A 24,023-nucleotide genomic window follows, 5' to 3' on the forward strand; every position below is an offset into this window, starting at 1 on the left:
CGCATGCCGCAGGGCGGGGCGCTGGAAAGCGAGCCGTTCGTCCGCCTGCCGGAAGGCTTCATCGGCGTCGAGTCGTGCGTTGCCGGCGAGGATCCGGGCGATACCTCCGTCGAGCCGGGCGAGCAGCAGCGCTGACGAAGAACCAGGTCGCAGTCCGGTCCGGGGAACCCGGCTGCCCGAAGGCGCGTGGTCGGCGCCACCGGTTGTCCGAAATCGACTGCCATTTTCGGTCAAAAGATCTCGATAATCGGTGAGGTGACTTGCAGGTGGGTTGGGGCTGGCAGAGCATCGGGATGCACCCGGCGGGGAGGCTGGGGGTCAGGGGAGGGGAATGGCCGAGGGCATTCGGTTCGTCGTGCTCGGGGCCGTGCAGGTACTGCGGAACGGGACGGCCCTCCCCACCAGGTCTCCACAGCAGCAGGCGCTGCTGACCGCCCTGCTGCTCAGGTCCGGCCGGGCGGCCCCCGCCCATGAGCTGATCAGCGCGGTCTGGGGCGAGGAACCCCCGGACTCCGCCCTCTCCACCCTGCGCACCTACGCGTGGAGACTGCGACAGGTCATGGAGGAGGACCGGGCCGCGCCCAAACTCCTGGTGTCGCTCCGCGACGGCTATCAACTGACCGTCCCGCCCGCGTCGGTGGACGCGGTACGCGCCGAGGAACTCGCGGCCGAAGCCCTGCGGGCACGGGACGCCGGCCGGGAGGCGGAGTGCGGCAGCCTGCTGAACGAGGCGCTCGCGCTCTGGCAGGGCGAACCCCTGACCGGAGTGCCGGGGCCGTTCGCCGAACAGCAGCGCTCCCGGCTCAGCGCGCTGCGGCTCACCCTGATGGAGCAGAGATTCGAGCACCACCTCCGGGAGGGGCAGCACGGGCTGGTCATCCCGGACCTCATCGCCTTCACGCATGCGCATCCGATGCAGGAGAGACCCTACGGCTTTCTGATGCGAGCGCTCTACGCCGCCGGACGCCAGGCCGAGGCACTGGCGGTGTTCGGCAGGGCGCGCAAGGTACTCGCCGAGGAACTGGGCATCGACCCGGGCCCGGAGCTGACCGGCCTGCACGCCCGGGTCCTCGCCGGCGACCCGCAGCTGATGGGGCCCGCGGCGGACCGTGCCACGGACACCGCCAGGCCTTCGGCGACGGCCACGCAGGCCGCGCCCGAGGCGGACGAACCCGCCGAACCGGCCGAGGCGCCCGCGCCCGCCCCGCCCCTGCGGCCGGCCCAGTTACCCGCCGACGCGGCCGACTTCACCGGACGGACGGCCGAGGTCGAGGCGCTGTGCAGCGCCCTCACCGACCCCGCCCGGGTGGCCCTGCCCGTCGTCTCCATCAGCGGCATGGGCGGCATCGGCAAGAGCACCCTCGCCCTCCGCGGCGCGCACCGGGCCAAACCCGACTTCCCCGGCGGGCAGCTCTACGCCGATCTGCACGGCAACGGCCTCGAACCGGCCGACCCGGCAACCGTCCTGGGCAGCTTCCTCACCGCGCTCGGGACACCCGGACACAGCCTGCCCGCCGCCACCGAGGACCGCGCCCGCCTCTTCCGTACGACGCTCGACGGCCGTCGCATCCTGCTCATGCTGGACAACGCCCGCGACCCCGCCCAGGTGAGACCACTGCTGCCCGGCTCGGCCGACTGCGGGGTGATCATCACCAGCCGGGGCCGGCTGAGCGGCCTGCCCACCATCCTCCAGACCGATCTCGACGTCTTCGACACCGACGAGGCCCTCTCCCTGCTCCGCTCGATCGCCGGCGCGGGGCGGGTCGCGGAGGAACCCGGAGCCGCCGCCGAGCTGGTGGCCCTGTGCGGACACCTGCCGCTCGCCGTGCGGATCGTCGCCTCACGGCTCGCCGCCCGCCCCCGGTGGCGGATCGAGACCATGACCGCCCGCCTCGCCGACGAACGGCTGCGCATCGGAGAACTGCGCGCCGGAGACCTGGGCGTGGCCGCGGCCTTCGAACTCGGCTACCGCCAGCTCACGGACGACCAGGCCCGGGCCTTCAGGCTGCTCGCGCCGCTCGCACGGCCCGGCATCGGCCTGGAGGCCGCCGCGGTGGTGCTCGAACTGGACGAGTACGAGGCCGAGGACCTGCTGGAGTCGGTCGTCGACGCGGCCATGCTGGAGGCGCCGCTGCCCGGCCGGTACCGCTATCACGACCTGCTCCGGTCCTTCGCACTCCAGCTGACGGCTCCCGCCGTGGCACACCGCACCGGCGAGCCGTCCGGCACGGCGGGGGCCGAGGGCACCGCCGCCCTGAGCCGGCTGCTCGACCATCTGCTCGACGTGGCCTGTTCGGCGTTCCAGAGCATGGTGCCCGGCGATCCGGTCGGCGCCATCCTCGGCGGCGGCGCCACGTCCGGACACCGGTTCGCCACGCTGGCAGACGCACGCGCCTGGGTGACCTCGGAGTTCGACTGCATCACGAACGCGGTGACCGCGGCCGCCCGGCTCGCGCTCGGCGGCGACACCCCCATGCTGCGCACGGCCACCGATCTGCTGGTCGCGCTCACCCCCTTCGGACGGGACATCCCGTACGCGCAGCTGGCCACGGCGGCCCGAGTGGTGGCCGAGGCCGCCGCACTGCGCGGCGACGACCAGGCCGAGGGCCGGGCCCGGTTCGTGTGCGGCAACGCCGCGCTGCAGAACACCCAGCTCGCCGAGGCCGAGTCGCAGACCCGGGTGGCCACCGAAGCCTGCCGGCGGGCCGGCGACACCGTCATCCTGCGGCAGATCCTCAACGACCGCGGCCTGATAGCCCAGTTCCAGCACCGGTACTCCGACGCCGTGGACTCCTACGACCGGGCGATCGAACTGGCCAGGGAACTGGGCCACCGCTCGGGCGAGTTGGTGACCCGGCTGAACGCCGCCCAGGCACGGCTGCGCAGCGGCCGTGCGCAGGAGGCCGTCAGCATGTGCGAGGAGGTCCTGGCCGAACTGCGGGACGTGGCCGACCCGCACGGCACCTCCTACGCGTGGTACGTCCACGGCATGGCACTGCACGAGCTCGAGCGCCACCCGGACGCCGTCGCCAGCTACACCAGGTGCCTGGAGACCTGCACGGCGTTCCGTATCCGGGGCCGCGAGGCGCAGGTCAGGTCCCGGCTCGCGGCCACCTGGCGGGTCATGGGGAAACCGGACCTCGCGCTGTCCGAGGGGGAGACGGCCCTGGCCCTGTGCGAGGAGCTCGGCGCCGAGCGCGAGAAGGGCAACACCCTGCTGGTCCTCGGCCGGGCGCTCGCCGACCTCGGCGACAACCCGGCGGCGCTGTCCCGGGCACGCCAGGCGGTCGTCGTCTTCACCCGCCTGGGACTGCCCGACGCCGACGAGGCGGAGCAGCTGGCGGCACGGCTCCCGGATGCTTCGCAGGGCCCGTGAAAGCGTGAACCCACCGACACGGGCGGTCCGTTGAACGAATGAGCGGCCCAGCCGAAGGTCGGCTGAGCCGCTCACCCGTACGGGCAGGCCGTCTCGGGTCAGCCCGTGCTGTTCCACTCGTCCGGGGCCCCGCCGTCGGCCAGCACGGTCGTGGAGCGGGCCGGCTTCGGGGCGTCCGTGTGCGTGCCCACCGACACCGCCGCGGTCAGTGCGGCGGCACAGCCGACGGTGGCGATCAGGAGCGCGGCCTTACGGGGGACCAGGGACTTCGGGGATGCCTTCATCAGGTGCCGTCCGCCTTCGGGATCGGGCCCAGGAGCTGGGTCTCGGGTACCGGGGGGAGCCCGGTGAGGCCGTGTGCCTCGTTCTGGTTCCAGACTGCCGAGGGCCGATCTACACCGGATGGAGGCCCGATCACCGCCGCGCCTTCGCGGCCGGCAACGGCTGATGATCCCCCGTATATCCGTCCCCACCACCATCCATTCCAGGCGGAGACCGGACCCGGCCTCGGCCCGATCGTCGGTGTGGTGATGTGAAGGGAAATCGGCATGGATGGTGGTCAGCCGGTGTCCGGCTTCGGCGAACTGCTCAGATCCCAGCGTGAACGCGCCGGAATGACCCAGCAGTGCCTGGCCGATCACGCGACGCTGAGCGTGCGTGCGGTACGGGACATGGAGGCCGGCCGGGTCAGGCGGCCCCGGCACGAGACCGTACGGCTGGTGGCCGACGCGCTGCGGCTGACCGGCCGCGCGCGCTCCGCCTTCGAAGCGTCGGCACGCCGGCAGGCGCCTGTCGAGGAGCCCACGGCCCCGCCCGCCCCGCGCACCGCGATCGTCGGGCGCGAACGGGAGACCGTGACGCTCGCGCACTGCCTCACCGGGGACGGCGACCGGCTGGTGTCGGTCGTCGGCCTGGGCGGGGTGGGCAAGACCCGGCTGGCCCTGGAGGCGGCCTGGCGCACGCACCGCTCCGAGCGCTGGCCGGTGCACTGGGTGTCCTGCCCCGACCGGGTGTCCGTGGCCGCGCTCGCCGACGGCGCCGGCCTCCCGGAAGTCGCCGGCGACCGACCCGCGCTGCTGGTGCTCGACGGGGCCGACGACGGCCTTGACCACACCCTGCTGGACCGGGTCTTCCACCGTCGCCCGGGCCTGCGGGTACTGATCACCACCCGGTCGCCGCTGTCCCTCGACGGCGAACAGGTGGTCCCGCTGGCGCCGTTGGACACACCCGGTCCGGACACGGCACCACGGGACCTGGCGGACGTGTCGGCCGTACGGCTCATGCTGGCCCACATGCGGCGGCTCCGCCCCGGCCTCACCCTGGAGCCGTCCGACACCCTGGCCATCGCCGGACTCTGCGCCTACCTGGACGGCCTGCCACGGGCACTGGAGTACGCGGCCGGCTGGACGCTCCTCGAATCCCCGGGCCGGCTGACCGAACGGCTGTCCGCCTCCCCGTTCGGGCTGGCCGCCCCACCGGTGACGCACTGCGAACGCGGGGACGTGCGCGAGGCACTGGACGAGGCCCTGCGCTCGCTGACCGCCGATCAGCTGGCCTTCGTACGACTGCTGTCGGACTCGGCATCCGACTGGTCCCTGGAAGAGGCCGCGGCGGCCGGCGGCCGAAGCGCACTGCACTGTCACCAGTCCGTACACGGACTGCTCTCACGCGGTCTGCTCCGCCTGACCCCGGATCGCAGCAGTGCCAGGTTCGCCGTACTGAACCTCGTCCGCACGGTCTGCCGGGAGCAGTACGGCCCCCCGGCCCTGGCGCCGGTGCCGGGCGAGTCCCTGCCCCGCACACCGTTCCCGGCGGCGCTGGTCTCCTGACCCGCCGCGAGCCCCCTCACCTCGCCGCTCACCGCTCCGCCGTTCCCCCCACCTCCCCATCCCTACTGAACCAACGAGGAATCTCCGTGGAACTGGGAAAGGCCGAGCGCGTCGGCCTGGACGTCGTCGTCTCGACCATGGCGTCGGACGCACACACATGGAATCTGGTCTTCCTGCAACTGCTGCTGGAGGAACTCGGCCACCGCGTCACCAATCTGGGCGCCTGCGTCCCGGACGAAGAACTGATCGCCGAGTGCCGGCGACTGGCCCCCGACCTGATCGTCCTCAGCAGCGTCAACGGACACGGGTCGATCGACGCCCAGCGGGTCATCCCCGGCCTGCGCGCCTGTCCCGAACTGCTGCGCACCCAGGTGGTGATCGGCGGCAAACTGGGCATCACGGGCGCCGACGACGGGTCGGTCGCGCGGACGCTGCGGGCGGCCGGCTTCGACGAGGTCTTCGAGGAGAGCGCCTCCGCCGACGAACTGCGCTCGTTCGTCCGCACGCTGTCCCGGGCGGTGCCGGTATGACTGCCCGGCCGGCCTCGCCACCGGTGCCGTTCGGGCGCTTCGTGACCCGGGCCCAGGCCCGGGGCCACCTGGTGGTGCAGCCGCGGATGGGGATGAGCCGCCCCGACCGGATGCGGGACGGCCTGCGGGCCACCCGCGGCGCGGCGGCCACCACGGTCGGCACCATCACCGTGGACAGCTACACGAGGACCGGCGACGCCGTGGCGGCCCGGCGGGCCGTCGCCCAGGGCGTGGCGCTCAACGGCTACCCGATCACCACCCACGACCCGGCCGTGACCCGGCAGCTGCTGCGGGACGTCGCGGACGACGGATTCCCGGTGCAGGTCCGGCACGGCTCGGCCCGCCCCGAGAAGATCGTGACCGCGCTGCTGGCCGCCGGACTGGACGCCACCGAAGGCGGCCCCGTCTCGTACTGCCTGCCCTACAGCCGGGTCCCGCTCAACGTGGCCGTGGCCGGCTGGGAACGAAGCTGCGCGCTGCTGGCCGAGACCCAGCAGACCGGCGCACGCCCCCATCTGGAGACGTTCGGCGGCTGCATGATGGGCCAGCTCTGCCCGCCCGGCCTGCTGATCGCGCTCAGCGTGCTGGAAGCCCTCTTCTTCCGGCAGCACGGGCTGCGCAGCGTCTCCCTCAGCTACGCGCAACAGGCCAACGCCCGCCAGGACGAGGAGTCGGTCACCGCACTGTCCCGGCTCGCCGCCGCACTGCTGCCGGACATCGAATGGCACATCGTCGTCTACGCGCACATGGGCATGTACCCGCTGACTCCGGAAGGGGCGCGGCTGCTGCTCCGGGAGGCGGCCCGGCTGGCGGTCCGCACCGGCGCGGCCCGGCTCATCGTGAAGACGACCGCCGAGGCACACCGGATCCCCACCGTCGCGGAGAACGTGAGGGCCTTGGAGACCGCCGCGGGGGCGGCCGCCGCGGAAGCGTCCGCGCCGAGGGCGGCCGGCGCCCCGGACACCGGGATCCACGCGGAGGCGAGCGCCCTGATCGACGCCGTCCTCGACCTCGACCGGGACATCGGCCGCGCCCTGGTGACCGCCTTCGCCCGGGGCTACCTGGACGTGCCGTTCTGCCTCCACCCCGACAACGCGGGGCGCGCCCGCAGCGGCCTGGACGCCGAGGGCCGCCTGTACTGGTCCGCCGCCGGGGCGATGCCGCTGCCCGGCCGGCCCGGACGGGGCCGGTCCCCGATCCTCGGCTCGGACGGCCTGATGGCTGCCCTGTCGTACGTACAGCGGACCTTCGACCGGCGCGCCCGGGCCGAGACCGCCCGGTGCCCGTCCCACCCCGCCCACGCCCGGACAACCGACAGATGGGATCAGCAACCATGAACCACGACACGCCCAACTCCCCGCCGCCCCCGCTCGACCCCCGGGCTCACCTCTCGTCCCCGGCCACCCGCAGCACCCTGCGTATCCAGAACCGGCTGATCGCGGCCGCCCGCGAGTACCTGACGTCGGCCGGGTTCACCGAGATGCTGCCGCCGGTCATCGGGCCGGTCACCGACCCGGGAAGTCGCGGCTCCAAGCAGGTGGACATCGACTTCTACGGCCACCGCTACAAGCTCATGACCAGCGCCATCCTCTACAAGCAGGCCTCCTTGCTGGCCTTCGACAAGATCTTCTGCATCGCCCCCAACGTCCGTCTGGAACCGCTGGAGACCACCGACACGGACCGGCACCTCGCGGAGTTCCACCAGCTGGACGTGGAGGTGGCGGGCGCGGACCGGGAGCGGATCACCGGACTCCTCGAGGACCTCGTCGTCCACATGGTCCGTGCCACCCGCGACGCGCTGCCCGCCGACTTCGAACTCCTGGGCAGGGACGTCGACGCCTTCACCGAGCTGCTGCGCGGGTCGTTCGGCCGGCTCACGCACACCGAGGCGGTCGCCGAACTGCGGGCCGTGGGACACGACCAGAACCCGGACGCCGAGATCGACTGGGCCGGTGAGGCACTGCTGTCGTCGAAGGCCGCGCGCCCGTTCTTCGTCACCGACTACCCGAAGGGATCCCGCGGCTTCTACGACCGCGAGTCGCGCAGCGAACCCGGTGTGCTGCGCAACTTCGACCTCATCGCCCCCGAGGGCTTCGGCGAGCTGTGCAGCGGCAGCGAGCGGACTAACGACTACGCGCAGATCGTCACCCGCATGCGGGAGACCGGCGAGAACCCGCAGAAGTACCGCTGGTACCTCGACCTGGTGCGCGAGGGCGTCCCCGCCAGCGCGGGCTTCGGCATCGGCGTCGAGCGACTGACCCGGTACGTGGCCGGACGCGACGCGGTCTGGCAGGCCAACGCCTTCCCCAAGCTGCCCGGGGTGGTCTCGCCGTGAGCCCGGTCGCCCCCGCCTTCCCCGAGGACGAGGTCCGCCGCCGGGCCCGGTCGGGAGCGGCGGCCGCGTTCCCGGCCGCCGAGGACTACGGGCACGTGCTCTTCGGCGCCTGCGCACCCACCGGCCCGGAGGACGACCTGGACCGGATGCGTCTCGTCCCGCCCGTCTTCATGGAGGAGCGACTGAAGAAGCTGATCGAACTGGGCCGCGAGCCGATGTACGACGACGTCGAACTCACCACCGGCATCGGCGGCTTCACCGCCGCACTGCCCGTGTACGTGTCGGCGCTGGGCTCCACCCGGGCCGCCGGCGGCGACCCCGGCCTGGCGCTGAGCCGCCAGACCGGCCGCCTCGGACTGCCCATGGTCATCGGCGAGAACGTCGTCCCGGTCCACGGCTACGGCCGACTGGACGGCTCGGACGACGGCACCTCGACCACCCTGCTCGGCCGGCTGCGCGCCTACACCGACCAACTGCCCGACGGGCTCGGCGGAGTGGCCGTACAGCAGAGCACCGAGGACGCCGACGCCGAGGTCTGGAACCTCGTCTACAGCGACCCCGCCGCCCGGCCCCTGCTGGACTCCGGACGGCTCGCCTTCGAGCTCAAGACGGGACAGGGCGCCAAGCCCGGGCTCGGCGGGATGACCATCCTCGACACGGCCGCGGCAGCACGGCTGGGCGACCGGTACGGCCTGGACACGGCAGCACTCGGCGAGCGGCACGTGCTGCGCTCCAGCAGCCCCGGCACGTTCACGGCGGAGATCCTGCGCCAGCAGATCCGGCTGATGCGCAACAACTTCCCCCGGGCCAGGGTCTGGGTCAAGCTCCACCCGGGTCGCGATGTCGCCGAGGCGGCGCGGGTGGCCGTGGACGCGGGCGCGGACGCGGTGACGGTGGACGGCGCCGAAGGCGGCACCGGCTGGGCGCCCGTCGCGTTCACCGGCCGGGTCGGGCTGCCGCTCGCCGCGTGCCTGCGGCGCCTGGCCGCCGACCCGCCGCCCTGCCTGCTGGTGTCGGGCCGGATGTGGGAGGGCGCCCGCGCCGTCAAGAGCCTGGCGCTGGGTGCGCGGGCCGTCGGCCTGGGCCGGGCCGCGCTGCTGTCCGTCGCGGAGGACCCGGACCAGGGGCTCATCCGTTTCACGGAATGCCTCGCCATGGAAATGCGGCTACTCATCAGCGCATTGGGAAAATACGCCCCGGACGCACTCGACCAGCAGGACGTCTGGTCACCGGACGGCAATTGACCGGGCCGTCGAAATTGCCGTTCTTCTTCCTCTCCAACTGCCCGTCCACCGGGTGAGCGCGACCTAGCGTTTCTCGCGTCGCCAATTCCGCGGGCATTTCCAACATCGGGGTGAACCCATGTCCTCAGACGGTATTCCCTACGCATTCGAGGCGGCCGTACGCCGCCATTCCGGCCGGCCCGCCGTGCGCTGCGCGGGCCGGACCCTCAGCTACGCGGAACTCGACGGGCTGACCGGCGCCCTGGCGGCGGGCATCGCCCCGGGCCAGGACGTCGCGGTGTCCGGCCGGGACCGTCTCGACCACGTGGTCGGGCTGCTGGCCGTGCTGCGGGCCGGCGGGACCCATCTGCCGGCCGACGCCGACGCCCCGGCGGAGCGCACCGAGTTCATCGTCCGGGACGCCGGGGCGACGGCCTTCCTCACCCACGGCGAACTCACCCACGGCGAACTCACCCACGGCGAACTCACCGCCGGCGCACCGGCCCCCGGCCCGGCCGGCGGCTCCGGCTACCTCGTCCACACCTCCGGCACCACCGGCCGCCCGAAAGGCGTCCATGTTGCCGCGTCCGTGCTGGCGCGGCACATCGAGGCCGCCACCGCCCGGTTCGGCATCACCCACCAGGACGTCGTCCTGCACATGGCGCGGCCGTCCGTGGACGTGGCGGTCGAACAGGTCCTGACGGCCCTGACGACCGGCGCCTGCCTGGTCGTACCGGAGCGGGGGCTCCTGGCGGCCGGTGAACTGCTCACCCTGCTGGCGGCCGAGGAGGCCACGGTCGCCAACCTGTCCGCCGGCTACTTCCAGGAGGTCGTCGCCGCGCTGCGGGCCGGTGCCCGCGTCCCCGGGTCGCTGCGACTGATGATCTCCGGCAGCGACCGGCTGTACCCGGAGACGGCGGCCGCCTGGACCGAACTCACCGGCGTCCCGCTGCTGAACGCGTACGGGCCCACCGAGACGACGGTGACCGCCACCGTCCAGGACGTCCACGGGCTGACGGACCCGGCCGACGGCGAGCGCCGCGTCCCGATCGGCGACGCGCTGGGCGACCGCGCTCTGTACGTGCTGGACGACGCCCTGCGCCCGGTGCCCGACGGCACCGCCGGTGAACTCCACGTCGGCGGCCCGCTGCTGGCCTCCGGCTACTGGGGCCGCCCCGCGGCGACCGCCGAACGGTTCGTGGCCGACCCGTTCTCGGCCGTACCGGGTGCCCGCATGTACCGCACGGGCGACCTGGTGCGGCGGACGGCGGGGGAACGGGCGCCCGGTGCCCTGGAGTTCGTAGGGCGCACCGATCACCAGGTGAAGATCCGCGGCTTCCGGGTCGAGCCCGGCGAGGTCGAACAGGCGCTGGCCACCCACCCGTCGGTCGCCGCCTGCGTGGTGACCGCCCACGAGGGCCGGCTGGCCGCATACGCCACCACCACCGCGCTGGTGCCGCCGGAGTACCGCGAGGTCCGCGCGTTCCTGGCGGACCGTCTGCCCGAGCACATGGTCCCCGGGAGCCTCACCGTCCTGGACGCCTTCCCGCTGACCGCGGGCGGCAAGATCGACCGGACGGCCCTGCCGCACCCCGGCGCCGAGGAGGGGCCGGTCCGGGACGGGTACGTCGCTCCGCGCACCGAGGCCGAGCGGCTGCTCGCCGGGGTCTGGTCCGACGTACTCGGCGTGCCCGACGTCGGCGCCCACGACAACTTCTTCCACCTCGGCGGCGACTCGCTCACCGCCGTACGCGTCGTCGGGCGCGTCGCGGACGTCTTCGGCGTGGTCTCCCCGTACGCGATCTTCGAGGCCCCGACGCTCGCCGAGTTCGCCGCCGTGGCAACCGCCCCCGAGGGCGAGCGGCTCCCGGCCCTGACCCGGTCGGGGCGCAGCGAGGCACCCCTGTCGGCGTACCAGCGCGGCCTGTGGTTCCTCGACCAGTGGAACCCGGGCTCGGCCACCTACAACGTGCCCTGGGTGTTCCGCTTCGCCGCGGACCCCGACCTCGGCCTGCTGCGCCGGGCCCTGGAGACCGTGGTGGCCCGGCACGACAGCCTGCGCACCTGCTTCGTCCTCGGCGACACCGGACCCCGGCAGGTCGTCCGGGAGAGCGTCACCGTGCCGTTCACCGTCACCGAGGCACCCCGTGAGCGGACCGGCGAGCTGATCGCGGCGGCCGCCGTCGAGCCGTTCGACCTGGAGACCGGACCGCTGCTGCGCGCCCACGCCCTGCGCGTGCCGGACGGCGGGACCGTGCTCCTCCTGGTCATGCACCACATCGTGTGGGACGAGGGATCACTGTCCGTCCTGGAGACCGAACTGAAGGAGGTCTACGAGGCGTTGCGCGTCGGCCGTCCGCACCGGCTGCCCGAACTCGACGCCCAGTACGCCGACTACAGCGCCTGGCAGTACGACGACGCCGTGGCCGCCGCCACCGACGCCCAGCTCGCCTACTGGGCCGAGCAGCTGGCGGACGTGCCGCAGACCACCGCGCTGCCCACCGACCGGCCCCGCCCCGAACTCCAGGCGTTCCGGGGCGCCCACCACAGCTTCACGATGCCGGACGCGGTCGCGCGGGCGGTGCGCGAGCTGGCGCGCGAGGAGGACGCCACCCCGTTCATGGTGCTGCTGGCCGCGCTGGCGACCACGCTGCACCGGCGCTCGGGGGAACGGGACATGGTCATCGGCTCGCCGGTGAACGTGCGCGGCCGGGCCGGAGCGGCCGGGTTGATCGGCTACTTCGTCAACCTGCTGCCGCTGCGGCTGCGGATCGACCCCGACCTGCCGTTCCGCGACCTCGTACGCCACGTCCGCGACGTCTTGGTGGGCGCCTACCGCAACCAGGACGCCTCCTTCGACGCCATCGTCGACCGGACCGTCACCGACCCGCCCCGGGACCGCAACCCGCTCTGCCAGGTCCTGCTCGAACTGCATCCACTGGACACCCGGCCGCTGGAGGTCGACGGCATCACCGTCACCCGTGAGCTGCACATGCAGGGGGTCTCCCGGTTCGACCTGTCGGTCTCCGTCGACGACCTGGGCACCGGTTTCACCGGCCGGTTCGAGTACGACAGCGACCTGTTCGACGCGCAGACCATGGAGGCGCTCTGCGACAGCTGGCTGGGCGCCCTGGCCGCGGCCGTCGCCGCCCCCGCGCACACCCTGTTCGAGGCGGCCGCCGCCCGGACCCCGGACGTCACCGCGCTGATCTCCGGGGACGAGGAACTCACCTACGGGCAGCTCAACGCACGGGCCAACCGGCTGGCCCACCACCTCGCCGGCCGGGGCGCCGGGCGGGGCACGGTCGTCGCGGTGCTCGTCGAACGTGGCTTCGACCTCGTCGTGGCCCTGCTCGCGGCGCTGAAGACCGGTGCCGGATACACCCTGCTGGACCCCGACTTCCCGGCCGAGCGGCTCGCCGGGGCGGCCGCCGACAGCGGCGCCGGACACCTGATCACCCATCGCGGCAAGGAGGTTCCCTTCGCCTGGCAGGGAGCGCACATCGACCTGGACACCGTCGCGGGGGAGTTGGCCCGCCACCCGGAGCACGACCTGGGACTGTCCGTCACCGGCGACGACCTGGCCTGCGTGATGTTCACCTCCGGCTCCACCGGCCGCCCCAAGGGCGTCGCCGTGCCGCACCGCGCCCTGACCGGCACCTACGCGGGCCAGGACTACGCCCGGTTCGGCCCGGACGAGGTCTGGCTCCAGTGCTCCCCGGTGTCCTGGGACGCCTTCGCCCTTGAGCTGTACGGCGCCCTGATGTTCGGCGGCACCTGCGTCCTGCAGACCGGGCAGCGGCCCGACCCGGAGACCGTCGCCGAGCTCACCCGCCGCCACGGGGTCACCCAGCTCCAGCTGTCCGCGAGCCTGTTCAACTTCCTTCTGGAGGAGTTCCCCGACACGTTCGCCGGACTGGGCACCGCCTTCACCGCCGGCGAGCGGGCCTCGGTGACCCATGTCGCCAAGGCGCTGGAGATGTTCCCCGGGCTCCGGGTCGCCAACGGCTACGGCCCCGTCGAGAGCCTCGGCCTCACCACCTGCCACACCGTCGTGCCCGAGGACGTCACGACCGCTTCCATCCCCATCGGCCGTCCGCTGTACGGCAAGGACGTCCTCGTCCTCGACGAAGCCCTGCGACCCGTCGAACCCGGTGTCACCGGCGAGCTCTACACGGCCGGCTGCGGCCTCGCCCTCGGCTACACGGGCCGGCCCGGCCTCACCGCCACCCGCTTCGTCGCCGATCCCGGCGGCTACGGGCGGCGGCTGTACCGGACCGGGGACCTGGGGCGCCGCACGGCGGACGGCACGCTGGAGATCACCGGCCGGGCCGACGACCAGATCAAGATCAGGGGCTTCCGGGTCGAACCGGGCGAGATCGAGGACCTCCTCACCCGCCACCCGGGGGTACGGGAGGCCGCCGTCACCGTGTACGAACCCGCCCCCGGGGACCGGCGGCTCGCCGCCTACGTCACGACCGTCACCGACGGCTCCGCGACCGCCGACCCCGACGCCCTCCTCCGGTACCTGGCCGGGCGGCTCCCGGAGTACATGGTCCCCGCCACCCTCGACGTCCTGGACGCGTTGCCCCTGAACGCCAACGGCAAGGCCGACCGCCGCGCCCTGCCGGTCCCGGCGGCAGCCACCGGAGGGGACGGGGGCGGGGAGGCCGCACTGGTCGGAAGAGAACGCCTGGTGGCCGACGTGATGCGCGAGATCCTCGGCCTGGACGAGGTGGGCCGCCACGACAGCTTCTTCCGGATCGGCGGCAACTCCCTGTCGGCCGTGCGCGTCGCGATGCGCCTGTCCCGGGAGACCGGCACCCGCGTCCCGCCGCACCTGGTGTTCCGGGCCAGGACCGTGAGCGCGATCGCCGAACTGCTGCCGGCCTGAGCACACGGCACCCCGCGTGTCCGACACGCGCCCCGCGCCGGCCCTGCGACGGACCGGCACGCCCGCTCCCCGACAAGGAAGGCAGAACGACAGTGAGTTCGCCCACGGACACGGCCCCGTCGCCGGTCCCCACCCCGCTGCCCGCTCCCACCTCGCCGTCGACCCCGGCCCCCGCCAGGACCGCACCGCTCTCCGGCCTCCAGCGAGGACTGTGGTTCCTGGACCGCTGGCACCCCGGGACAGCCACCTACAACACGCCCTGGGTCTTCGAGTTCACCGGCCCCCTCGACACCGCGCTCCTGGAACGTTCCCTCAACACGGTCGTCGCCCGTCACGAGGCGCTGCGCACCACCTTCGCCCTGGGACCCGAGGGTCCCCGCCAACTCGTCCACCCCGGCCTGGAGATCCCGCTGACCGTCGTCGACCTGCGGGAGCTGCCGGCGGACGAGCGGGAACGGCAGGCCGGGCAGCGACTCGCCGCCGAGGCGTCGGCCCCCTTCGACCTCGCCACCGGACCGCTGCTGAGGGCGACGGCCCTGCTGCGGTCGGACACCGAGACCACGGTCGTCCTCGTCGTCCACCACATCGTCTGGGACGGCTGGTCGGCCGACGTCTTCGAGACGGAGCTGGCGCAGACCTACACCGCCCTCACCGAACGCCGCGAGCCCCGGCTGCCCGAACTGACCGTCCAGTACGCCGACTACGCGACCGGGGAACAGAGCCGCTCCTTCGAGGACCACCTGTCCTACTGGAAGGACCGGCTGGACGGCGCCCCCGGCCTGCTGGAACTGCCCGCCGACCGGCCGCGCCCGGCCGAGCGCGGCCACCTCGGCCGCACCGAGCCCTTCGACCTGCCGGCCGGCACCGCGGCGCGGGTGCGCGCGCTGGCCGAGAGCGAGGGGGTGACGCCGTTCATCGTGCAACTGGCCGCCTTCGCGCTCCTGGTGAACCGCCACACCGGTGCCCAGGACATGGTGATCGGCACCCCGGTCACCACCCGCGACCGGCCGGAACTGGAGAACCTGGTCGGCTACTTCGTCAACCTGCTGCCGCTGCGGATTCGGCTCGGCGCCCGCACCACCTTCCGTGAGCTGCTCGCCCACATCTCCGACGTGGCCTTCGAGGCGTACGGCTATCTGGACGTGCCGTTCGACACGATCGTCGACCAGCTCGCCCCGGACCGCTCCGCCGCCCACCCGCCGCTCGTCCAGGTCGTCTTCGGCTCGCACACCGAGAACCGGGCGCCACTGGCGTTCGGGCCCGCCTCGGCCGACCGGCGGGTGCACTCCAACGGCACCAGCAAGTTCGACCTGACCTGGTCCGTCTACGACGACGGCGAGCTGCGCGGCGAGGTCGAGTTCAGCTCCGGCCTCTTCGACACCGAGACGGTACGGCGGATGACCGACGACTGGCGGGCCCTGCTGACGGCCGCCCTCGACGACACCGGCCGTACCGTGCGTGAACTGACCCGCCTGGCCGACCGGCAGCCGCCCGCCGCCCCCGTCCGCATACCCGAAGGCCGCGCTCTGCACCGGCTGTTCGAGGACGCGGCCGACGCGCACCCCACCCGCACGGCCCTCACCCACGGCAACCGGTCCCTGAGCTACACGGAACTGGACCAGCGGGCCAACCGGCTGGCCCACGCACTGATCGCCCGCGGCGTCCGCCCCGGCGACCGGGTCGGCCTGCTCCTGGACCGCACGCACGAGATCCCCGTCTCGGTGCTCGGCGTGCTGAAGGCCGGCGCGGCCTACGTGCCGGTGGACCTGACCGCCCCCGCCGACCGGGCGGCGATGGTCTTCGGGGACACCGGGGTCCGGGTCGTCGTCACCGACCGGCCCGACCGCGTCCCGGACGGACCGTGGGAGCGATACGAACCGGCCCTGCAAGAAGCGGAGTCGGCCGCCCTCCCGGCCACCCGCCCCGCCGTCCCGGTCCGTCCCTCGGACACCGCGTACATCATCTTCACCTCGGGCTCCACCGGCCGGCCCAAGGGCGTCGCGGTCGCCCACGAACACGTCAGCCGTCTGATGGACGCCGGCGCCCGGCACTTCGCCTTCGGCCCCGACGAGGTGTGGACCCTCTTCCACAGCTACGCCTTCGACTGGACCGTCTGGGAGCTGTGGGGCGCCCTCCTGCACGGCGGACGGCTGGTCGTGGTGCCGTACCTGACCAGCCGCTCGCCCGAGGAGTTCACGGAACTGCTCGCCGCCGAGCGCGTCTCGTTCCTGTGCCTGACCCCGTCCGCGCTGCGCCAGCTCGAACTCGCCCTGCGGCAACGGCCGCGCGCCCTGCCCGCGCTGAAACAGGTCATGCTCGGCGGGGAGGCGCTCGACCCCGCCGTGGTGCGCCGCTGGAACGCCCTCGACCCGCTGCCCCCGGCCCGGCTGTGCAACCTGTACGGGATCACCGAGACCACCGTCCACGTCACCACCCACGACCTCGGACCCGCCGCGGGCGGCTTCGACCGCAGCCTGATCGGCACACCGATGCCGCACCTCAGTGCGATGGTCCTCGACGACTGGCTGCGGCCCTGCCCGGTGGGCGTGCCCGGCGAGCTGTACGTCGGCGGCGGCAGCCTCGCCCACGGTTACTGGGACCGGCCCGGCCTCACCTCCGGGCGCTTCGTCGCCGACCCCTACGCCGCCGTTCCCGGGGCCCGGATGTACCGCACCGGGGACGTGGCCAGGAGGCTGCCCGAGGGCGGCCTGGAATACCTGGGGCGCGCCGACTTCCAGGTGAAACTGCGCGGCTTCCGCATCGAACTCGGCGAGATCGAGAACGCACTGGCCGCCCACCCCGACGTGGACACGTGCGTGGTCACCGTCCACCAGCAGCGGCTGGCGGCCTACGTCACCGGCCGCGAGCCGGCCGGGATGCGCGAGTTCCTGGCCCGCTCACTGCCCGACTACATGATCCCGGCCACCGTCACCGTCCTGGACACCCTGCCGCTGACCGTCAACGGAAAGGTCGACCGCCGCGCCCTGCCCGACCCGAGCCCGCACGCCACCGCGCCCACCGGCTCCGCGGCCGGGCACGTGGCCCCCCGCGACGACACCGAGCGGGACTTCGCCGCGGTCTGGTCACGGGTCCTGGGCGTCACCGGTATCGGGGCGTACGACGACTTCTTCCACCTCGGCGGCGACTCGATCCGCGCCGTGCAGCTCTCCGGAGAGCTGCACGAGGCCGGCTGGACGGTCACCCTGCGGGACATCTTCAACGCGCCGACCATCGCCGCCCTGGCGCCGCTGGCCCGCCCGGTGGCCGGTACGGACACCGCCGACGGACCCTTCTCGCTGGTCGACGCCGAGACCCGGGCCGAGCTCCCGGCCGGCGTCGTGGACGCCTACCCGATGGTGTCGATGCAGCTCAGCATGGTCTTCCACATGGAGATCGCCGGATCGACCGACAGCTACCACAACGTCAACAGCTACCGGATCAGCGCACCGCTCGACGAGGACGCATTCCGCCGGGCCGTGGCCGAGGCGATGACCCGCCACCCCGTCCTGCGGACCGGCCTGGACATCTCCGGCTACGCCGAACCCCTCCAGCTCGTGCACGGCGAGCTGGCGCCGCCCGTCACCTTCGACGACCTGCGGAGGCTGGACGCCCACGACCGGGACGAGGCGGTCACGGCGGTCTTCGAGCACCACCGCCAGATCCCCTTCGACCTGCTGGAGCCGCCGCTGTTCCGGCTCACCGTGCAGCGGCTCACCGACACCTCGTTCCAGCTCACCGTCGCCGAGCACCATGCCATCCTCGACGGCTGGAGCTTCACCTCGCTCCTCGCGGAACTCCTCGAACGCCACTCCGAGTTGTCGGCCGACCCGGACAGCGCCCCCGCCGCCCCGCCCGGCTCCCGCTACCGGGACTTCGTGGCCGTCGAACGAGAGGCCGCGGCCGACCCCGAATCCCTCGCGTACTGGCGCGACAAGCTCGACGGCGTCAGCGGCGAGCTGTGGGACGGCGCGGGCGAGACCCATGAACTGGCCCGCATCGTGGAACGGGTGCTGCCCGAGGCCCCCGGCCAGTTGCGCCGCGTCGCCGACGCCACCGGTGTCCCCGTCAAGTCCGTGGCGCTCGCCGCCCATGTGCACGCGCTGCGTGCCATCACCGGACGCCGTCGGATCACCACCGGCCTGGCGATGAACGGCCGCCTCGAACGGCGCGGCGGCACCGAGGTGTACGGGCTGTTCCTCAACACCGTTCCCCTGGTGGCCGGGAGCGACAGCGTGAGCGGTGCGGGCGGCGATCCGCTGGCGCTGGTGCGCGAGGTGCACCGCGAGGAGCTGGACATGATGCCGCACCGCCGGGTCCCGATCGCCCGGCTGGCCCGGCTGATGACCGGCACCCGGCTGGACAGCCAGTTCGGCTTCCTGCGCTTCCACGCCCTCGGAGAGCTCGGCGACGCGCGGATCGAGGACGACCGGATCGGCTGCGAGCCCACCATGCGCCACGAACCCAACAGCTTCGCCTTCGGCGCCTCACTGATCCAGGACCCCGTCTCCGACCGCGTCCTGCTGGCCGTGGACCATCAGCGGTCCGTGGTGCCCGACGCGCTCGCCGAGGCCTTCCTCGACGCCTACGAGACCGCCCTCCACGACATGGCCGCAGCCGTATGACCACCCGCGCAGACCGAGAAGAGAGCGAGACAAGCCCCATGACCGACACCCACGGCCCCCGACCGGTCGACCCGCTGACCCGGTTCCTGGCCGCCGCCGACGCCAGCCCCGGGCGCACCGCGGTCGTGGCCGCCGACGGCCGGCTCGGCTACGCCGAACTCGCCCGCTGCACCGCGGAGCTGGCCGGCGCCCTGCGCGCCCACGGCATCGGGCGCGGCGACCGGGTGGGCATCCACCTGCGCCGCACCACCGACCTGCCGGTGGCGCTGCTCGCCGTGTGGCGGGCGGGCGCGGCCTACGTACCGCTCGACCCCGCCTACCCACGGGAACGGCTCGCGTTCATGGCCGCGGACTCGGGCCTGGCCCTGCTGCTCACGGCCGAGCCGGGAGCCGTCCCGCTGCCCGACGGTGTCCCGGCCCTCGGCCCCGACGCGACGGGCGACCTCGGCCCCGACACCCCGGTCACCGCGATGGACGCGGCCTACGTCATCTACACCTCGGGCTCCACCGGCCGCCCCAAGGGCGTCGAAGCCACCCGCGGCGGCGTCGCCGCCCTCCTGGCCGGCCTGGAGGAACGCGGCATGTACCGGTCCGAACCGGGCGTGGTCGGCTGGAGCGCGAGCGTGTCCTTCGACGCCTCCGTCCAGCAGTGGGCCCGGGTCTGCCGGGGCGACACCGTCGTCGTGGTCGACGACACGACCCGCACCGACCCGGTCCGGCTGGCCGCCCTGCTCGACGAGCACTGCGTCACCGACCTGGACCTCACCCCCTCGCACTGGGAGTTGCTGCGCGAGCCGCTGGCCGCCCGCCCGGTCCGGCTCTTCATGGGCGGCGAGCCCGTACCCCGGGCGACCTGGGACGAGATCACCGAAGGCGGAACCGACGCCCTCAACCTGTACGGCCCCACCGAGTGCACCGTCGACTCCACCGCCACCCGGATCGGCGGACCCCTCCCGCACATCGGCGACGCCCTGCCCGCCGTGACCCTGCACCTGCTGGACCGGGCGCTGCGGCCGGTGGCCCCCGGAGCCACCGGGGAGCTCTACATCTCCGGTCCCGCCGTCACCCACGGGTACGTCGGCCGCCCGGGCCTCACCGCCGAACGCTTCGTGGCCTGCCCCGCCGCCCCCGGTGCGCGGATGTATCGCACCGGCGACCTGGCCCGGCGCGGCCCGGACGGCACCCTGGAGTTCGCCGGCCGCGCCGACCGCCAGCTCAAACTGCGCGGCTTCCGCATCGAACCGGGCGAGATCGAGGGCGCCCTGACCCGCCATCCGAGGATCCGCGAGGCCGCCGTCAAGGTCCACGAGGCCGCCCCCGGAGACCGGCGGCTCATCGCCTACGTCACCCCCTCCGGCACCCCGGACCTCGGCGCCGACGACATCCTGGCCCACGCCCGCACCCTGCTGCCCGCCCACATGGTCCCGGCCACGGTCGTCGTCCTCGACGCGCTGCCGCTCACCCCCAACGGCAAACTCGACCACGCCGCACTGCCCGCCCCGGCGCCCGCCGCCGCGTCCCGCCCGCAGCCGACCGGTCCGGCGGGGGCCGGTCCGGCGGGGACCGGCCTGGCGCAACAGGTCGCCGACGTCTGGCGGACCGTACTCGGCCGGGACGACATCCGCCCCGACGACGACTTCCTCACCCTCGGCGGCCACTCCCTTGCAGCACTGCGGGTCATCCACATCCTGCGCCGCACCCTCGACATCGAACTCCAGCTCCGCCACCTGCTCGACGCCCGTGACCTCGCCGACTTCACCGAGGCGGTACGCGCGGCCGGCCAGGCCCCCACCCCCCGGCGTCCCGCCCTCGTCGGCGGCGCGGCGGGTGCCCGGTGAACCCCGCACGCCCACGCACCGAGGGGGACTGGCTGCTGGTACCCGCACCCCAGGACCACCGGCCCTACCGGCTGTTCTGCTTCCCGCACGCCGGCGGTGACGCCACCGCCTTCGCCCCGCTGGCCCAGGCGCTCGCCCCGGCCGCCGAGGTGTGGGCACTGCGCATGCCCGCCCGGGGCGGTCGCAGCCGCCATCCGATGCCCGCCACCTTCGACCTCCTGGTGCGGACCGTGACGGACGCCCTGCTCCCGCACCTGAGCGGCCGCTTCGGGTTCTACGGGCAGAGCTTCGGCTCCCTGCTGGCCTACGAGGTGGCACGCGCCCTGCCCCCCGAGCACCGCCCGGAGGTGGTGATCGCCGCCTCGGCGTCCCCGCCCGGCACCTGGGGCGCGCCCACCCCGCCGCAGTACGGGGCCGAGGATCTGCTGCGTACGTGCGGCATGGGCGAACTCGTCGCGTCTGAGCCGGAGTTGCGGGAGCTGGCGCTGCGGGCCATCCGCAGCGACCTCACGGTGCGTGACACCTACCGGTACCGGCCCGGCCCGATGCTCGACACCGCCCTGCACGCCGTCGCGGGCGACGCCGACCCGATGCTCGACGCCGCCCTGCTGGCGGGCTGGGCGGAGCACACCTCGGGCGCCTTCGGCCTGACGGTGGTCCCCGGCGGCCATCTGCTGGCGACCGTACAACGGCCCGGACCGGTGGGCCTGCTGACCTCGATCCTCGGGCACCGGCCCGATCCGACCCCCAGGGAGCCCCGATGGCCACGAGCACAGCACCTCGCCCGCTGATCCCCGGCCCGGCGCCGGCCGCCTCCGTCGACCTGAGCGACCCCGGCCTGTGGACCCGCCCCGACCTGCCCGCCGTCGTCGGCCGGCTCCGGGAGGCGGGCCCCGTCCAGCGCACCGAGACCGCCGACGACGGGCCGGTCTGGTCGGTGCTCTCCTACGACCTGGCCGTCGAGGTCCTCAAGGACGCGGCCGCCTACAGCTCGGAGGGCGGCTCGCTGCTCGGGGCCGGAGCGGGGAACACACCCGTCGGCGCGGGCCGCATGATGGCCCTGACCGACCCGCCCCGGCACCGTGAACTCCGCGCCCCCGCCACCCCGTTCCTCTCGCCCGGCGGGGCCCGCGGCGCCGCCCCCGGCATCACCGAGCTGTCCCGCCGGATCGTCACCGCGGCCGTGGAGCGGGGCGAGGTCGACCTCGTCGACGTCGTCTCCCCGCTGCCCCTGACCGTGATGTGCGACCTGCTCGACGTCCCGGACCAGGACCGCGAGATGGTCGTACAGGTCTGTGACGACGCCTTCCTCGGCCGCACCGCGCAGGAACGCAGGGCCGGTCACCAGCGGCTCATCCCGTACCTCATGCACCAGGTCATGAAGCGGCGGGCCGACCCCCGTGACGACCTCATCAGCATGATGGCCACCTATCGGATCGCCGGACGGCTGCTGCCCGTCGAGGACGTGGTCCTCAACCTGGACAACATCGTCGTCGGCGGAGTGCAGACCGTCCGCCACACCGCCGTGATGGGGCTGCTCGCACTGGTACGACACCCGGAGCTGTGGCACCGGCTGCAGAGCGGCGAGGCCGCCATGGGGCCGGCCCTCGACGAGTTGCTGCGCTGGACCTCGGTCGGGCTGCACACCCTGCGCACCGCCACCAGGGACACCGTGCTGGGCGGCCACGACATCCGGCGGGGCGAGCGCGTCGTCGTATGGACATGGGCGGCCAACCACGACCCGGCCGCCTTCGACCGCCCGCACGACATCGTGCTCGACCGCAGTCCCAACCGCCACGTGGCCCTCGGCCTCGGCGCGCACTACTGCATCGGCGCCCCGCTGGCCAAGACGGAGCTGACCGCGCTCTTCACGGCCCTGCTGGAACGCGTCGAGCGGATCGAACCGGCCGGACCGGTGCAGTACAACCGCTCGATCATCAACTTCGGCCTGGACCACTTCCCGGTGCGCCTGATCGCGCGCTGAACTTCCCCAATCCTGCCGGAACTCCTGCCTGTCTGCGGAAACGAGCGCCGATAACTTCGAAAAGCCCGGACGGAATTCCGAGAACCCCGAAATTCCCGCCCCGCTCACGACGGAGGAAAAACATCATGACGAATCCCTTCGAGGACGAGAACGGCACCTACCAGGTGCTTGTCAACGACGAGAACCAGCACTCCCTGTGGCCCGCGTGGATCGACGTCCCGGCCGGCTGGACGGTCGCCTTCGGCGAGGCCGACCGGCAGGCCTGCCTCGCCTGGATCGAGGAGAACTGGACCGACATCCGCCCGGCGAGCCTGCTCGCCGCCCTCGGCCGCTAGGAGGCCCCGCCGTGCCGACCGCACCGACCACACCGCACTGGGAGACCGCTCCCGGCCGCCCGGCCCTGACCCGCGTGACCGGCGTCCACGACATGGACGCGGCCGTCGACTGGCTCCAGGACAACAGCCCGCAGCTGCGGGCGGCCCTCGCCGAGCACGGCGCGATCTTCCTCCGGGGCCTGCCGGTCGCCGGCAGCGAGGACGTCGCCCGGGTCCGCGACGTGCTGCTGCCCGAGCCCACCCCCTACCGGGAGAAGGCCACCCCGCGCAGCGACTTCGGCCACGGGGTGTTCTCCTCGACAGACCTGCCGCCCCACCAGTCGATCCGCATGCACAACGAGAACAGCTACACGCTCACCTTCCCCGGCAAGCTGCTCTTCGCCTGCCTGACCGCCCCCGCCGAGGGCGGCGCCACCCCCGTCGTCGACTGCCGCAAGGTCCTGGCGAACCTGCCCGCCGCCATCGTGGACCGGGTGCGCGGCACCGGCTGGACGCTCACCCGGAACTACTCGGAATACGTGTCCCTGGACTGGCGCACGGCGTTCGCGACCGACGACCCGGAGAAGGTCGAGGCGTACTGCACGGAGAACCTCGTCTCCTGGGAGTGGCGGGAGGACGGCCGGCTGCGCACCCGGCAGCTGCGCCCGGGCACGATCACCCACCCGGAGACCGGCGAGGAAGTCTGGTTCAACCACCTCGCGTTCTGGAACGAATGGTCGCTTGACCCGATGATCCGCGAGGCCCTGACCGACGAGTTCGGCCCCGACGGCCTGCCCTTCAACACCGGCGTCGGCGACGGAGCCCCCCTCACCCGGGACGACGTGGAGACCCTCAACGCCGTCTACGAGGCGGCCACCGTCCGCGAACCCTGGCAGCGGGGCGACGTGATGCTCGTCGACAACATCCTCGCCGCCCACGGCCGCGACCCGTTCGGCGGCGACCGGAAGATCGCCGTCGCCATGGGGGAGCCCGTCGACGTCCTGGACTGCCGGCCCAGCGTGCCGCCCGCCGCGTTCCGCGCCGCACCCCTGCCCACCGCCTGACCAAGCCTCCGTGG

At 73.5% G+C, this 24,023-nt stretch carries 15 protein-coding genes; 14 read left to right on the top strand and 1 reads right to left on the bottom strand.

Annotated features, from left to right (window positions below; all coding sequences use genetic code 11):
- The first annotated feature begins 3 nt into the window (after nt 1-3).
- Both KVT45_RS57690 and KVT45_RS17950 read left to right on the top strand, forming a co-directional pair.
- Nucleotides 4-135, top strand: coding sequence for a hypothetical protein (locus KVT45_RS57690; RefSeq protein ID WP_302832519.1), 132 nt, complete (start codon nt 4-6; stop codon nt 133-135).
- A gap of 196 nt (nt 136-331) precedes the next feature.
- Nucleotides 332-3,376 carry an AfsR/SARP family transcriptional regulator gene (locus KVT45_RS17950; protein ID WP_217548583.1) on the top strand — a complete coding sequence of 1,015 codons (3,045 nt, stop codon included), beginning with the start codon at nt 332-334 and terminating at the stop codon, nt 3,374-3,376.
- Between the two features lie 98 nt (nt 3,377-3,474).
- On the opposite strand, the gene KVT45_RS17955 is transcribed toward KVT45_RS17950, so the two are convergent.
- Nucleotides 3,475-3,660, bottom strand: coding sequence for a hypothetical protein (locus KVT45_RS17955; protein ID WP_217548585.1), 186 nt, complete (start codon nt 3,658-3,660; stop codon nt 3,475-3,477).
- Between the two features lie 264 nt (nt 3,661-3,924).
- On the opposite strand from KVT45_RS17955, the gene KVT45_RS17960 reads away from it, so the two are divergent.
- The 12 genes from KVT45_RS17960 (at nt 3,925) to KVT45_RS18015 (ending at nt 24,009) form a co-directional block, all read left to right on the top strand.
- The gene (locus tag KVT45_RS17960) at nt 3,925-5,205 is read left to right on the top strand and encodes a helix-turn-helix domain-containing protein (RefSeq protein WP_217548587.1); all 1,281 of its coding nucleotides are present in this window, start codon (nt 3,925-3,927) and stop codon (nt 5,203-5,205) included.
- 86 nt (nt 5,206-5,291) lie between these two features.
- Nucleotides 5,292-5,735, top strand: a complete 444-nt coding sequence (locus KVT45_RS17965) for a cobalamin-dependent protein (protein WP_308310781.1) — start codon at nt 5,292-5,294, stop codon at nt 5,733-5,735.
- Entirely contained in the window at nt 5,732-7,072 is a 1,341-nt protein-coding gene (locus KVT45_RS17970) for a methylaspartate mutase (RefSeq protein WP_217548589.1), read from the top strand. Before KVT45_RS17965 ends, KVT45_RS17970 begins: the two co-directional genes overlap by 4 nt.
- Complete coding sequence (locus KVT45_RS17975) at nt 7,069-8,070, top strand: asparagine synthetase A (protein ID WP_254646934.1); 1,002 nt, start codon at nt 7,069-7,071, stop codon at nt 8,068-8,070. Before KVT45_RS17970 ends, KVT45_RS17975 begins: the two co-directional genes overlap by 4 nt.
- Entirely contained in the window at nt 8,067-9,314 is a 1,248-nt protein-coding gene (locus tag KVT45_RS17980; RefSeq protein WP_217548593.1) for a glutamate synthase-related protein, read from the top strand. Before KVT45_RS17975 ends, KVT45_RS17980 begins: the two co-directional genes overlap by 4 nt.
- A gap of 118 nt (nt 9,315-9,432) precedes the next feature.
- On the top strand, nt 9,433-14,187 hold the full coding sequence (locus KVT45_RS17985; RefSeq protein ID WP_217548595.1) for a non-ribosomal peptide synthetase: 4,755 nt from the start codon (nt 9,433-9,435) through the stop codon (nt 14,185-14,187).
- 92 nt (nt 14,188-14,279) lie between these two features.
- A complete protein-coding gene (locus KVT45_RS17990) occupies nt 14,280-18,809 on the top strand; it encodes a non-ribosomal peptide synthetase (protein WP_308310783.1) in 4,530 nt (1,509 codons plus the stop codon).
- A gap of 38 nt (nt 18,810-18,847) precedes the next feature.
- Nucleotides 18,848-20,647 carry a non-ribosomal peptide synthetase gene (locus KVT45_RS17995; RefSeq protein WP_254646935.1) on the top strand — a complete coding sequence of 600 codons (1,800 nt, stop codon included), beginning with the start codon at nt 18,848-18,850 and terminating at the stop codon, nt 20,645-20,647.
- Nucleotides 20,644-21,438: a thioesterase domain-containing protein gene (locus KVT45_RS18000; protein ID WP_308310785.1), complete on the top strand. Its 795-nt coding sequence runs from the start codon at nt 20,644-20,646 to the stop codon at nt 21,436-21,438. The genes KVT45_RS17995 and KVT45_RS18000 overlap by 4 nt, the downstream gene beginning before the upstream one ends.
- A complete protein-coding gene (locus KVT45_RS18005; RefSeq protein ID WP_217548599.1) occupies nt 21,408-22,631 on the top strand; it encodes a cytochrome P450 in 1,224 nt (407 codons plus the stop codon). Before KVT45_RS18000 ends, KVT45_RS18005 begins: the two co-directional genes overlap by 31 nt.
- Before the next feature lie 125 nt (nt 22,632-22,756).
- Nucleotides 22,757-22,966, top strand: a complete 210-nt coding sequence (locus KVT45_RS18010) for an MbtH family protein (protein ID WP_254646936.1) — start codon at nt 22,757-22,759, stop codon at nt 22,964-22,966.
- Nucleotides 22,967-22,977: 11 nt separating this feature from the next.
- Nucleotides 22,978-24,009: a TauD/TfdA family dioxygenase gene (locus KVT45_RS18015; protein WP_308310786.1), complete on the top strand. Its 1,032-nt coding sequence runs from the start codon at nt 22,978-22,980 to the stop codon at nt 24,007-24,009.
- The last annotated feature ends 14 nt before the right edge of the window (nt 24,010-24,023 follow it).

The sequence above is a fragment of the Streptomyces sp. GbtcB6 genome, assembly GCF_019091475.1.
GTDB classification, from domain to species: Bacteria; Actinomycetota; Actinomycetes; order Streptomycetales; family Streptomycetaceae; genus Streptomyces; species Streptomyces hyaluromycini.